This window comes from uncultured Succiniclasticum sp., assembly GCF_902793885.1.
GTDB lineage: Bacteria > Bacillota > Negativicutes > Acidaminococcales > Acidaminococcaceae > Succiniclasticum.
Genome location: NZ_CADBFF010000012.1, coordinates 59295 through 72836 on the forward strand (window position 1 = coordinate 59295; position 13542 = coordinate 72836).

Sequence of the window (13542 nt, forward strand, 5' to 3'; positions counted from 1 at the left end):
CTTTACGTCACCTCAACTCTTCCGCTTTACCTCCCACGGAAGCATAATCGTTCCAGAATTCCGGATAGGATTTGCTGACGCTTTCGCCTCCTGTCAGGGTAACCGGTTCTTTACACGCCAGTGCGGCAACAGCCATGCTCATGGCAATCCGGTGGTCGTTCCAGGCATCCACAACCGCTCCGCCTTTCAATCCTTCCGGCTTGCCTTTAATCAGCAGACCTTCCGGTTCTTCTGTAATGTCCGCTCCCAGTTTCGTCAGTTCCGAGTGCATAGCAGCCAGACGGTCGCATTCTTTGATTCGAAGCCGTCCCGCATGGATGATGTGGGTAGTTCCTTCAGCCACTGCCGCTGCTACCGACAGGACCGGTACCAGGTCCGGACAGTCCGACGCATCAATTTCACAACCGTGCAGCCGGGCCGGAAGAACGGTAATCATGTCCTTCCGTACTATAAATTTTGCGCCCATTCTGCGCAATATTGTCAGAATCGCCCTGTCTCCCTGAAGAGAATCTCTGTTCAATCCTTTACAGCGTACTTTTTCCCCACTTCCGATTGTGCCAGCCACCAGCCAGAACGCCGCCTGGGACCAGTCTCCCTCCACCTGCACACGTTCCGACGGCGCACGGTAAGTCTGCTTGCCGTATATTTTGTAATAGAACCGATTTTTACGCTCTATGTTTATGCCAAACATTTGCAGACTGCTCAAGGTCAGTTCAATGTAACTGGAGGATTCTAACGGAGGCAGAATCTTCAGTGTGGAGTCATCCGGCAGCAACGGCAACGCGAATAACAGTCCGGAAACGAACTGGGAACTCACATCTCCCGGCAGTACATAAGCTCCCGGTTTCAGCCTGCCGTATACTGTTAAAGGCAGTTGTCCGTTTTCAGCGGTATAATAACGCAGTTCCTGTTTATCAAATATATCATAATACGGTTGCAGAGGCCGCGAAACCAGTTTCCCCTGGCCCTTAAACGTAAACGGCCTGTTGCACAGAGCGCCTAACGGGATAAAAAAACGCAGCGTAGAACCGGATTCCCCACAATCTACAGTAACCGGCCCTAACGAGAACTTGTGAAGCCAGTAGAACTGAAATGCAGTGCGCCCTTCATGCCGGGAAGCCACTTCTGTAATTGTGACGCCCAGCCCTTCCAGGCAACGGTTGGTCGCTTCGATATCTTTGGAAATAGCTATATTGTCCACTATACAATTACGGCCGGACAGTCCCGCACAGATGCACATACGGTGCCCCATGCTTTTGGAAGACGGAACCAGCACGCTGCCGTTAATAAACTGAGGGGTAATTTTATAAATCGTCATAACCAATCCTTTTCAAATTTTCTTAATACCTTTTGTTCTAACTATCTCATAGAATAAAATTTTAACCTTAGGAAGCACAGACCGACCAGCACATCACGTACCGAACTGCAACATTAAAAGCCTTCATGTACTTGCCTAAGCCGGTACAACAGTACAACAGGTATTCCATGCTTCTTTTCTTACGGAAGATACCGGGTCAATTCATGGAACGCAACGTTTTGCAGGAAACTATCCCCGATTTCTTTCAGCAGAATCAGAGTCAGATGTGAACCGCGCTTTTTCTTGTCCAACGCAATGGCTTGCAGGAAATCATCCCGTCGCATATCCACAGCAATTGGAAGCTGGAATTTCTGCAGTAACGCAGCAATCCGGTCAGCAGTGCCCCGTTCTGTCAGCCCGAGTTCTTCAGACTGACGTGTCAGCAGCACCATACCGATACCCACGCCTTCCCCGTGACTGTATCTGTCAAAATGGAATGTCTTTTCCACCGCGTGGCCCAGGGTGTGTCCGAAATTCAGCAGCATCCGTTCCCCCGTATCGAACTCGTCATGCTCCACAATGCGCGCCTTTATGTTGCAGCATATTTCTATAATCTCGTCCACATGATTCAGCAGTTCCTCATCGCTTTGTATCTTCTCCAGCATCACAAACAACTCTTTGTCCATGATGCAGCCATATTTTATCACTTCTGCCAGCCCGTCATGAAGGTAACGTACCGGCAGCGTTTTCAACAAGTCCGGATCAATAAAGACTGCCTTAGGCTGGTAAAAAGCGCCCACCAGGTTTTTACCTCCAGATAAATCAACGGCAACCTTTCCGCCCACGCTGCTGTCTACCGTAGCCAGAAGAGATGTAGGAATCTGGATAAAGGATATACCCCGCAAAAAGGTCGCCGCCGCAAGGCCGCCCATGTCACCGGTCACACCGCCGCCCAAAGCAATCAACGCGTCACTGCGGGTCAGGCCGGCTGTCGCCAGACCGTCGTACAGGGTTCCCAGTGTTTGCAGATTTTTGCTTGCTTCTCCGGCAGTAAAGGTAAGCATCGCAACAGAGAAACCTGCGTTTTCCAAAGATTCCTGCAACAGCGAAGCATACAGCGGCCCTACGTTACTGTCCGTAATGACTGCTACTTTTTCTACTTTGGGAAGAAGCGTTTTAATTCTGCTGCCAACATGAGGCAGCAGTCCTCTATCAATTACTATATCATAACTTTTTGATCCTAACTCCACATGCACGTTTCGCATATAATCTCCCTTAAACCTGTCAGGCTATATTATACCTCATCCGATGACTCTTTAAAAGATGATATGATCAGTACAGCTGTCTTCTTCTGGGTCCGGCTTCCCGCATAATTTCCTTCAGCGTTTCCCTGTCATTATTCTCAATCGCCTTTTTCCAGCGTTCCAGCTGATTCTGATAATTCTCAATCTCTGCAATCACATTGGCCCGGTTAGACAGGAACAAATCGCTCCACAGGTCCGGATTAATATCCGCGACCCGGGTAGCATCCCGGAATCCGCCCGCAATGAAGTACTGTGTGTTTTCATTATAGGATGCGCTGTTCACCAGCGCCACTGCTGTAATATGAGGCAAGTCACTGGTATACGCAATGATTTTATCATGGTCTTCCGTGGAGACCTTTACCGAACGGGCACAGCCAAGAGCTTTTGCAAACTCTTCCAGCCAACGGACTGCTTCCGGTGAGTTTTTTTCCGTAGGCACGATAATATAATTGGAATTGTTAAAGATGGCGGCATCCGACATGCCCAGACCACTGCCCTGCCGCCCCGCCATGGGATGACCGGATATAAACTCACAGCCTTCCGGCAGCAGTGCCTGAATATCATGCGGCATTGTTCCCTTGACGCCGGTGGCATCCGTCATCAGCATGCCTTCCGCAAAATTCTGCACATTCTGCCGCACAAAACCCACGATAGCCTCCGGATACACACTGCAGATAATCACGTCCGCTTCTTTCAGATTACTGCCATCCGCTTCTACTATTTCGTCAATCATATTGGCGTTCAGGCAGGCCCGGGCAATGCCATGACTGATGTCCATGCCAAGAATCTTCCTGACTTTTAAATTGCGCAGCGCTTTTGCATAGGAACCGCCAATGAGCCCCAGTCCCACAATGGCAAAGGTTAAGTCTCGTAACGGTTTTTCCTGATACTGTTTAATCATGTTCGCCTTATTCTCCTGCAATAACAACTGAAACTAATACTACTTGTTTCACATTTTTTCTTTGCGACACAGGGTATCGAAGCTTGCTGCCACTTACAAATCTCGCCCGATAATGCGGGCAATGCCTTTCAACTCGCCCATCAGCTCTGCAAAACGTTCCGGTTTCAATGACTGCGCCCCATCACACAATGCCTTTTCCGGATCGTTATGTACCTCGATGATCAGTCCGTCTGCGCCCACCGCAACCGCTGCCTTGGCCAGGGCCGGCACCATCCACCACAGGCCCGCTGCATGACTGGGATCCACGATAACCGGCAGATGGCTCAGTTTCTTTGCCGCGCAAACGGCACTTAGGTCCAACGTGTTGCGAGTGTAGGTCTCATAGGTGCGGATGCCCCGCTCGCACAGGATGACATTGGTATTGCCTTCCGCCATGATATATTCAGCGCTCATGATCCATTCCTGAACCGTAGCGGCTAACCCGCGTTTCAGCAAAATCGGTTTGTTCGTCCTGCCCAGTTCTTTTAACAGGGAATAATTCTGCATATTGCGCGCGCCAACCTGAATCAGGTCTACATCTTCCACAAACTTATCCAACACATCGGCGCTCATGATTTCCGTAACGATAGGTAAACCGGTTTCTGCCTTTGCCTCTTTCAGCAGCTCCAGTCCGGGCATCCCCATGCCCTGGAACGAATACGGAGAAGTACGCGGTTTGAAAGCGCCGCCACGCATCAGGTGCGCCCCTGCCATTTTCACTGATTTAGCGACACCAATGATTTGCTCCCGGGTTTCTACACTGCAGGGACCTGCGATGACCTGCATCTGTCTACCGCCGATTTTCACTCCGCCTACATCAATGACACTGTCCTCGGGATGGAAGGCCCGGTTCGCCCGTTTAAAAGGTTCCTGAACCCGCAAAACTTTCTCAATCCAGTCATTGACCATAATATCATGTGGATTGAGAGTACTGGTATCGCCTACAACACCTAAAATGGCCGCCTGATTACCGGTACTCAGGTCAATCTTAAAACCTTTTGCTTCCAGACCGGCAATAATCTTATTTCTTTCTTCAATGGGGGCATTGGGTTTCATTACGATAATCATGGTAAACGCACTCTCCTTTTTAAAATGATATATGATTATTTTTAATTAATATCATTACTTTTCTTTTCTATGCCTGCGCATCTCTTTTAATCTTTAGAAGGCAAACGGGTTGATTTTTACATCTTTTTTATACTAAAAAAGCGGGCTCGTAAAAGAGCCCGCCTGCATTTGGTTGGCAGCCTTTGAAGTCCCTTCGCCGGCCTTTTCTGTTTACGATTCTATGCTTTCTTCTGTTTTTTCCACGCAAAATAGCCATAGCCGTAATAATAGCTATAGCCAAAGGAAAAAACATAATTTGCCGCAAACACAGAATTCGTTTTCATACTTGCACCTGAACCATTAAATGAAATCATGAATTACATTTTACTAATTACGCTTACATACAGTCAGTGTAAACCCATTTGATATTTCCGTCAAGAAGCATTTGTGTAATGCATTTAACAGTTTTGCAGAAACTGGAATCTGCAGGGTGGGAAAAGGCAGAAGCAAAACATTGGGAACAATTGCGTTATTCCATGAGATGAAATTCGCCGCAGCGGCGAGACTGTCTGAGGGGCGCAGCCCCGAGTTTCGAAGCCGCAGGCGAATAAATCCATGGAATAGCAATTGTGTACGGTTTTGCGCTGCCTTTCACAAACCTGCAGATTCTATTCCTGCAATTTGTCTCCCGGCAATCCGCTCACATAATATGTGTACATGACATAATTCGCCAGCGCATCTTCATATTCGTGTTGCGGATATGGCTCGTCAATCTTATCCACAAACTGCATATCCCGGCTGAAATAATAGGCTTTGTCCCCAAAAAAGCCTAACGCACAGTCCGGTTCCTTATATTGCTGCAGCAGATTTCGTCCGATAAACCGTTGCGGCGGCTGAATGCCCTGCAGGCACAACAGGGTCGGCGCTATATCAATCTGGGAACTGTAGGCACTGTTATCCAGATTTTCCAACGGTGCCAGGTTTTTGGAAACAAAAATAAGGGGAATCGGCGCAATGCTCTGCCTGTCTTTTTCATTTTTCACCAGTTCCGTATACTCTCCGCCGGAATGAGGATTGTGGTCGCTGGTTATGATGAATAAAGTTCGTTCATCAATCAGCCCCGCTTCTTCTGCTGCTTTAAAAAATGCCTTCAGCGTACAGTCAACCCAGTACATCCCATGGATGGATACGATTTGATTATTCCGGAAGGACTCCGGCGTATCAGCCCATTTGGTAGCATAATACGGATAGGGCTGATGCATGTCCAGCGTTTTGGTTACATAAAAGAACTTCTGCCCTTTCAGTTTTTTCATCTGTTCCAATGTCCGCCGGTACATCTCGTCATTGTGGAACCCCCAGCCGGAAGCACCGGAATACCCGGCATTCTCCAAATCTTCTCTGGCTTCGTAATGGGCCATGCCAAACTGCTCCGTATACTGCCGGAACTCACTGTTGTAATAGCGGCTGGAAGCACTCTGGAAGTAACCGTCAAAGCCATTCGCCTGCATGCTTCGGAAAAGAGAAGGTTTATCGGCACCGTCCACGTCCCCGTCAAATAACAGCTGGGACCGGAAGGTAGCGTTCAGGCCTTCCGTAGTAGGTATGGCAGAAGAATAATAATTATCGATACGCGGGTACCTCTTTATAAGAGAATCCAGATACGGCGTGGCCTCCGCCGGAATATCCTTATTATAAAAATGAATGTAATCCCGGTGTACCGACTCCAGGACCAGCATGACAATCCGGTCATAGGCCGGAGATGGCAACGGTTGGGAAGACTGTTTTCGCATAACTCCCAGTTTGTACATCCATTCTTTATCTTTTTCCGTCAATTCCTTTTTCTTATGCTGGGTAGCCTGAATCACCTTTTCCTTGTTAAATGCCGCCTTGCTTATTATATTCATAGCAACTGGCGTCACCAGCATGTCCCGGTATTCCTGCCGGCTTTTTTCAATCTGCTCTTCGCTCCAGAAACCGGATTCATGTAAGGCGTACAGCCCCAACTGGCTTCCGGTAAAATACAACAGATTAAAAAGAAGCGTGAATCCCAGCACCGCCAGCAGAGCCCAGGCAACATTGGGTTTATGTCTTCTGGGCTTCGTTACCCGGAACAACAGAAGGATAGCCAGAATACACCCTCCGATTTCCTTAAGCTGCGTCTTGGAAAAAGAGGACATGACCCCCTGAATCGCATAGATGTTAAAGTTACGGAAAAATACCGCCTGTACATGCATGGACGTCTGCCAGAAATAAACCACATCCATCAATATGGCAACCGCACATAAAAAATATACCGCAAAATAAAAAGCTTTATTCAACCTGGAAGGATTGTGATGGTACCACACTGCAGCCAGGATCACCAATACAATGTTATTCAGCAGGCCGGCAAAGATGGCCAGTGTTGTTAAAAAATAGGAATCCAGCGCAAGCTTTTGCTGCATATACCAGGCAAAGCCCAAATAAGCCGCCCCCAGCACTACCGCTGGGAAATAGCGCTGCACCCGGTCCGGTATCCGTTTCCGGCGCAAAAAAAGCAGACCTGCTGCAATCAGAAGCAATACATCACGCAACAGTGCATTAACCAGTGTATTCCAGTAATCGTCTTCAGGAAACGGGGAAATACCTGCAAAAAGCAGCCGGACATGATTCTCTTCCCAAAAGTAAATGGCGCCTGCAATTAGAATAAACAACAGCAGAACGCCAATACGCTTTCCAGTATGATTCCTATCCATACGGATACCTGCCTGATTATACTTACGGAATGAACCGTAACGATTCATCCATGATCTCAAGTTTCAACGGGGTAGATGCCACTACGTCTCCGTCCAGTTCCACCGGAAAATCTTCTACAAGATTAACGGATTCAATCTCAACTTTCCGTGCTTTGCGACATAAAATACCTTTGTCCATATCCAGTCCCTCCAGCGCAATGAGGGAAGCATATTTCAAGATATCAGCCCGTTTATTTCCCGGAAAGACGGCCACATGCAGATATGGCGAAGACAGGGCGGCATCCTGAAACAGATTGTAGCGTCCGGCATAGTACCGGCTTTTTCCTACAATTACAGAAGAACCGGTATGCCACTCCTCTTCCTCATCAAAGCGCACCCGGAACGAATAACGCCAATTACTGAATACCAATTCCTGACGAACCAGTTGTGTGCTTTGCAAAACATAGGCGAATTTATTCAGCAGACGTTTCTGCATGGCTCCTACGCCATCTACCACAAGAGAATCAAAACCGACGCTTGCTACAGTCAGGAACAGATTCCCGTTGGCCCGGGCGGTATAAAAGGGATAAACATATCCTTTCAATGCACGGTACACCCAGCGAACCGGTTCATTCCGCAAAGACATCTCTTTCGCTATCAGATTTACCGTTCCTGCCGGGAACACACTGATGTACGGACGATAATCCAGCCGCAGCATATCTTCCACAAAGGCGCGGATGGTTCCGTCACCTCCGGCAATAATGACCCAGTCATATTGTTTTTCAGCAGCTTCTTTGGCAATTTCCGGCATCTGTTCAAAAAGCTTTACATCCACCAGATTAATCTCTGCAGCCAACTCCTGTTTTAACAATTTATAAACCTCATTGATGCGGGACATCATACTGGCAAACAGCTGCTTGCCGGAATAGCGGTTATAAAGTATAAGGACTCTCTTAAATTGTCTTACATTGATCTGCGTTTTAGGCTGCACCAGCAGTCCTCCCTAACAAAGCCATTTATCACAGGCATCCAGCACCTGCTTCACTGTCAGTTCTTTCATACAGCGCATATTGTATTTTGCATCACGACAATGGTGTTTCATCCCGGCTGCGCAACCGGGGCAGGGCGGCTGGGCCGTTACAACAGTGGCCAGCCTCGTATAAGGCCCATACAGCTCCGGATGGCTGGGGCCGTACATAGCTACAATGGGAACCCGCTGGCTGATTGCTACATGCATAGGACCGCTGTCATTGGTAATAATCAGACTGCAACGACGCATAGCGGCAGCCAACTGCCCTATAGAAAGCTGCCCGGTAGCAATCACCGGCTTTGTCTTCATATGTCCGACCGCTTCCTGTACCATGTCTTCATCCATGGTACCGCCAAAAAACACTGTCTTATATCCTCTGGCAGACAGGGTATCTGCCACTTCCGCAAACCGTTCCGGCGCCCAGCGCTTCGTTTCCACTGCGCTGCCAATATTAAATCCCACCAGTTTATCAGAAGGAAGTACGCCCTTTTCCTTCCAGAATGTTTCCGCAAAAGCCCTGTTTTCTTTTCCCGGAAAGATTTCCAGACCGCGGTGACTTAATTCTTTTACGCCAAGCTGTGTCAGAACATCCAGATACATGTCTGCCGCATGCTTTTTCCGGTCCAGCGGCGTCAGCACATCAAACCAGGGTTTGAGAAGGCAGTGGGTACAACCGGTACGCATTCCTACTTTGGTCATAACACAGATAAAAGAACAACGTATGGTCGGATGCAGGTTGATCAGAATATCGAACTGCATCTTTCCCAGATTATGCGCACAGCTCAATAATGCCAGAATACTGTTGTCCCTGCCGTGTTTATCAATGGTGATCACTTCATCCAGACAGGGGTTATGCAGCACCACGTCCTTCAGCTTTTCGTCTACCAGCATTGTGATATGGGAATCCGGTGCTGCTTCCCGCAGAGCCCGTATAAACGGCGTGGTCAGGGTCAGATCGCCCAGGTGCATCAGAAATGTCACCAGGATTTTTTTACGGTTTAATTCCACGCCTTTCACTTCACTTTCTTCTTATATTCTTCAAACACCATTTCCGGCGTAATCGATTTCATACAGTCCCAATGGTTACAACGCTTTTTCAGGCAGCCTGCACAGGGTAACGGAGTGGTCAAAACCGTAGCGTCCTTACTGCCGTAGGGCCCCGTCCGATAAGGACGGGTAGGACCGTACATGGCAACCAGCGGCCGTTTCATGGCCGCTGCAATAAACAGCGGGCCTGTATCGCCACTGATATACACTGTACAATGCTGGATGAGCGCTCCCATCTCCCGCAGACTGGTCTTTCCGGTCAGGTCGGTGACGCCGGGTGCCAGTCCGGTAATCTTAGAGCCTAAAGGAGCATCTTCCGGTCCCCCGGCCAGCACAACCTGCTTTCCGTCGCGAAGGATCATGTCTGCCAGTTTTGCAAAATGTTCCGGCGGCCACATCTTCGTATCCCAACGGGCGCCGGGGACCAAAACCACATACGGACTTTTGACAGCATCTGTCTTTTCCTGTACAGCCTGCCATTCTTTCTGCAGGTCCGGCATGGGAAACTCAATCTCATCCACCGTGCAGCCCAGATACCGGACCACGTCCAAATACCGTTCGATGACATGATCTTTGGCATGCGGCCCTGTAATCGGTTTACTGATAAATCCGCTTCCTTCCCCCATCTCACAGTAGCCGATCCGATTATCACACCCGCTGATAGCTGCCAATACTGCACTTTTGAACAAACCATGCATATCGATGACCAGATCGAAATGCTTACTGTGAAGCAAGTCCCGCATCTGCCAGAAATAAGACCACTTTTCTGCAAGGCTCATCTTTGTAAATTTTACCTTGTCAAAATAAATGACCTCATCAATGATGGGCGGATCCGGCACAAAAGCGCCGAACTGCGGATGCACCAGCCAGGTCAGCCGTGCATTGGGAAACGATTTACGCAATACCGCAACAGAAGGCAGCGTATGTATTATATCGCCCAGCGAACTCATTTTGATGATGAGTATATTTTTATATTCCATACAAGTCCCCAAGAATGTAATTATTTTAAAAATTGTTGCAGTTATTTTCACAACCGCAGTAAAAATCCGTTCTTTCAATCTTCCGCCAGCTTCAGATTCCACACAATTTTCTGTATAAAATCCAACAAATTGCCTCCGGTATACAGAAAGCCCTTTACCCCTGCGGCCTCCGCCGCTTCAACATCCCGGAGACTGTCTCCTGCCAAAAACGCATTACAGGGTTTTACATCAAAATCGTTCAGCGCCTGCAGTATCATGCCCGGTTTCGGCTTACGGCAGTCACAATCTACATCATACTGTCTGACTACAGCCCCCGGCAGATGAGGACAGTAATAAAAGGATGCAATTTCACCGCCGGATTTTTTTACCTCTGCTGCCATCCAGTCATGCAGTTCCCTGACAACGTCTTCCGTAAAAAAGCCCCGGGCTACGCCGCTTTGGTTGGTCACGACCACAACCTGAAAGCCCTGGCGGTTCAGCCAGGCAATCGCTTCACGGCTTCCGGGAACCCACTCCACATCTTCTGTTTTACACAGATAGGCCTTGTCAACATTCAGGACACCGTCACGATCTAATAAACACAACTTCTTTTCTGTCATAAAAATATTCATAAATTCTGCAATCAATAATCAATACATGCAACAGCTTCCAACTAATATGGAAGCAAAGCGATATCAGGCATGATTCTGCCTTGTATAATACCCGCCAGTCTGATCCAGTACCTGGCAATATTCTGCCACAGCCTCTTCAATATCAGTAAAACCGCCATCATAACCCACCGACAGCAACCCGGTTTCATCTGCCTGCGTATAACTCTGGTATTTCCCTTTCAGCACATCCGGGAACGGTACATATTCCAGTTTTTCCACAGGCGCCCCAAAATGTTTCAGTACAGCTTTGGCAACCGTGTTAAAGGGATGGGCATGACCGGTGCCGCAGTTAAAGATGCCTTTCAGTTCCGGATGATCCCAGAAGAAAAAGTTAACTTTCACCACATCTTTGACATATACAAAGTCACGGGTCTGTTCACCGGGTCCGTAACCGTCATACCCCTCAAACAGCTTCACTTTGCCTTCTGCCTTAAACTGGTTGTACATCTGGAAAGCCATGGAAGCCATTTTTCCTTTGTGATTTTCCTGCGGACCATATACATTAAAATACCGCAGCCCGACCACCTGGCTTTCCAACCCGTCCAGATAGCGACGGATGTAATTATCCATAAACAATTTGGAAAACGCATACACATTCAGTGCTTCTTCGCATTCCGGCTTCTCAATAAAACCATGTTTACCGCTTCCATAAGTAGAAGCAGAGGATGCATACATAAACTGAATCTTGCGGTCTGCAGCAAAATGGAACAGGTTCTTTGTGTACTCAAAGTTGTTCTCCATCATGTACTTGCCGTTGTATTCCATCGTATCAGAGCAGGCGCCTTCATGGAAAATGACGTCAATCTTTTCATGGTCAAACATGCCATCCAGGATTGCCTCGCCAAAGGCAATTTTATCCATGTAGTCCATAACCTTCAGACCCTGGATATTTTTGAATTTAACCATATTGGTCAGGTTATCCACCACAAGGATATCATCCCGGCCCCGTTCATTCAGACCTTTTACAATATTACTGCCGATAAAGCCGGCGCCTCCGGTTACAATAATCATAATTACGATCCGCCTTTCTGCGAACAATACTGCCAATACAAATACAGATTCTTAAAGCTTGCCTTCCCGAACCATCCCGGCAATCCGTTCTACCAGTCCGGTCGTAGAATACCCTTCCTCAAATTCAATAATTTCTACTCTTCCTGCATATTCACGTCCTGCCACCTGATCCGGACGATAATCCCCGCCCTTTACCAAAATATCGGGGCGAATTGTTTTTATCAGTTTTGCCGGCGTATCCTCATGGAAAATAACTACGGCATCCACACAGGCAAGGGAAGCCAGGATCCGCGCCCGGTCCAGTTCATGGACCAGAGGCCGGGTCTCACCTTTCAGGCGCTTCACCGAAGCATCAGAATTCAGTCCTACGATCAGGTGCTTGCCCAACTTGGCCGCTTTTTCCAGATAGGATACATGTCCTACATGCAAAATATCAAAACAGCCATTAGTAAAGACAATCTTCTCTCCGCTTTTGTGCCAGATTTGTGCCAGATCCGCCACTTCCTTCCAGGAAAGAGGCCGGAACCCATATCCCAGTTTCCGTTCTTCATTGAGCAGATCCTGCAGCAGTTCGTCCCGGTGCACAGGGTATGTGCCAACCTTGCCGACCACAATGCCGGCTGCCCGGTTTGCCATGTATACGGCATCCGGCAAGGTCAGACCGCCGGCAGCCGCTGCAATCAGTACGGCAGCCGCTGTATCCCCTGCGCCGGAAACATCAAACACTTCCAGTGCAGAAGCCGGACTGTGGATCACGGTCCGTTTTTCTCCTACCAGGGTCATCCCCTTTTCACTGCGGGTCACCACCACATTCCGGATCCGGTAACGTTCCCGTGCCATCTGGGCAATCTGCAGCACAGGCCAATCTTCATTGGGAACCGTCTGCCCGGCCGCCTCGCACATTTCCTTCAGGTTCGGAGTAATAAATGTACAGCCTTCATATTTTTCCCAGCGGGGACCTTTCGGATCTACCAGCACTGGAATGCCATGCGCTTCCGCCATTCGGATCACCCACTGGCAGAACGCATCGGAGCATACGCCCTTGGCATAATCCGATACCGCAATACCGTCCAGCCCGTCCTCCATCAGATTCAGCAGCCACTGTTTAATCTGATCCGCCTCTTCCGGATACAGGTCTCCTACTTCTTCAAAGTCCAGCCGCAGCATCTGCTGACTGGCTCCCAGGATGCGCATCTTGGTAATCGTAGAACGGCGCCTGGATTTCACCAGGCCGCCAAAATCAATTTTTTCTTTGGTAAGCAGGCCTTCCAGAATTCTGCGGTTATCATCATCCCCTGTGACACCGCCCACAAACACGTTGCAACCCAAATTAGCAAGATTGGCGGCTACGTTTGCCGCCCCTCCCAGTACCGAATCAACCTTTTTTACCCGGTTGACAGGTACCGGCGCTTCCGGGGAAATACGTTTGACTTCCCCATAAAAATACCGATCCACCATCACATCGCCGATAACGGCAATGCGCAGGCTCTGTATCTTCTCAGCTAAAAATGAAGTACATTTCATC

The 13542-nt window shown here is 48.6% G+C and carries 11 protein-coding genes; all 11 read right to left on the reverse strand.

The genetic code is table 11. From position 1 onward, the window contains the following. Window positions 1-7: 7 nt before the first annotated feature. Window positions 8-1318, reverse strand: a complete 1311-nt coding sequence (gene aroA / locus QZV31_RS07370) for a 3-phosphoshikimate 1-carboxyvinyltransferase (RefSeq protein ID WP_295359421.1) — start codon at window positions 1316-1318, stop codon at window positions 8-10. A 179-nt stretch (window positions 1319-1497) separates the two neighbouring features. Next, window positions 1498-2562 carry a 3-dehydroquinate synthase gene (gene aroB / locus QZV31_RS07375; RefSeq protein WP_295359422.1) on the reverse strand — a complete coding sequence of 355 codons (1065 nt, stop codon included), beginning with the start codon at window positions 2560-2562 and terminating at the stop codon, window positions 1498-1500. Window positions 2563-2629: 67 nt separating this feature from the next. Beyond that, entirely contained in the window at window positions 2630-3502 is an 873-nt protein-coding gene (locus tag QZV31_RS07380) for a prephenate dehydrogenase (RefSeq protein ID WP_295359423.1), read from the reverse strand. 93 nt (window positions 3503-3595) lie between these two features. Further along, window positions 3596-4609 carry a 3-deoxy-7-phosphoheptulonate synthase gene (gene aroF / locus QZV31_RS07385; protein ID WP_295359424.1) on the reverse strand — a complete coding sequence of 338 codons (1014 nt, stop codon included), beginning with the start codon at window positions 4607-4609 and terminating at the stop codon, window positions 3596-3598. Between the two features lie 647 nt (window positions 4610-5256). Continuing rightward, the gene (locus tag QZV31_RS07390; RefSeq protein WP_295359425.1) at window positions 5257-7320 is read right to left on the reverse strand and encodes a sulfatase-like hydrolase/transferase; all 2064 of its coding nucleotides are present in this window, start codon (window positions 7318-7320) and stop codon (window positions 5257-5259) included. Between the two features lie 22 nt (window positions 7321-7342). Continuing rightward, window positions 7343-8290: a diacylglycerol kinase family protein gene (locus tag QZV31_RS07395; RefSeq protein WP_295359426.1), complete on the reverse strand. Its 948-nt coding sequence runs from the start codon at window positions 8288-8290 to the stop codon at window positions 7343-7345. A gap of 12 nt (window positions 8291-8302) precedes the next feature. Continuing rightward, on the reverse strand, window positions 8303-9346 hold the full coding sequence (locus tag QZV31_RS07400) for a glycosyltransferase family 9 protein (protein ID WP_256324735.1): 1044 nt from the start codon (window positions 9344-9346) through the stop codon (window positions 8303-8305). Beyond that, the gene (gene waaF / locus QZV31_RS07405; RefSeq protein WP_295359427.1) at window positions 9343-10356 is read right to left on the reverse strand and encodes a lipopolysaccharide heptosyltransferase II; all 1014 of its coding nucleotides are present in this window, start codon (window positions 10354-10356) and stop codon (window positions 9343-9345) included. The genes QZV31_RS07400 and waaF overlap by 4 nt, the downstream gene beginning before the upstream one ends. 74 nt (window positions 10357-10430) lie before the next feature. Further along, window positions 10431-10967 carry an HAD family hydrolase gene (locus QZV31_RS07410; RefSeq protein WP_295359428.1) on the reverse strand — a complete coding sequence of 179 codons (537 nt, stop codon included), beginning with the start codon at window positions 10965-10967 and terminating at the stop codon, window positions 10431-10433. A 63-nt stretch (window positions 10968-11030) separates the two neighbouring features. Further along, window positions 11031-12017 (reverse strand): ADP-glyceromanno-heptose 6-epimerase, encoded by a 987-nt coding sequence (gene rfaD / locus QZV31_RS07415; RefSeq protein WP_295359429.1) that lies wholly within the window; start codon window positions 12015-12017, stop codon window positions 11031-11033. 51 nt (window positions 12018-12068) lie between these two features. Continuing rightward, window positions 12069-13541 carry a D-glycero-beta-D-manno-heptose-7-phosphate kinase gene (rfaE1, locus tag QZV31_RS07420; RefSeq protein ID WP_295359430.1) on the reverse strand — a complete coding sequence of 491 codons (1473 nt, stop codon included), beginning with the start codon at window positions 13539-13541 and terminating at the stop codon, window positions 12069-12071. Between the last annotated feature and the right edge of the window lies 1 nt (window position 13542).

Coding starts and splice junctions, on each gene's coding strand:
- QZV31_RS07410 (WP_295359428.1), bottom strand. CDS start 10,967: ATGAATATTTTTATGACAGAAAAGAAGTTGTGTTTATTAGATCGTGAC.
- aroB (WP_295359422.1), bottom strand. CDS start 2,562: ATGCGAAACGTGCATGTGGAGTTAGGATCAAAAAGTTATGATATAGTA.
- rfaE1 (WP_295359430.1), bottom strand. CDS start 13,541: ATGAAATGTACTTCATTTTTAGCTGAGAAGATACAGAGCCTGCGCATT.
- aroF (WP_295359424.1), bottom strand. CDS start 4,609: ATGATTATCGTAATGAAACCCAATGCCCCCATTGAAGAAAGAAATAAG.
- aroA (WP_295359421.1), bottom strand. CDS start 1,318: ATGACGATTTATAAAATTACCCCTCAGTTTATTAACGGCAGCGTGCTG.
- QZV31_RS07390 (WP_295359425.1), bottom strand. CDS start 7,320: ATGGATAGGAATCATACTGGAAAGCGTATTGGCGTTCTGCTGTTGTTT.
- waaF (WP_295359427.1), bottom strand. CDS start 10,356: ATGGAATATAAAAATATACTCATCATCAAAATGAGTTCGCTGGGCGAT.
- QZV31_RS07380 (WP_295359423.1), bottom strand. CDS start 3,502: ATGATTAAACAGTATCAGGAAAAACCGTTACGAGACTTAACCTTTGCC.
- rfaD (WP_295359429.1), bottom strand. CDS start 12,017: ATGATTATTGTAACCGGAGGCGCCGGCTTTATCGGCAGTAATATTGTA.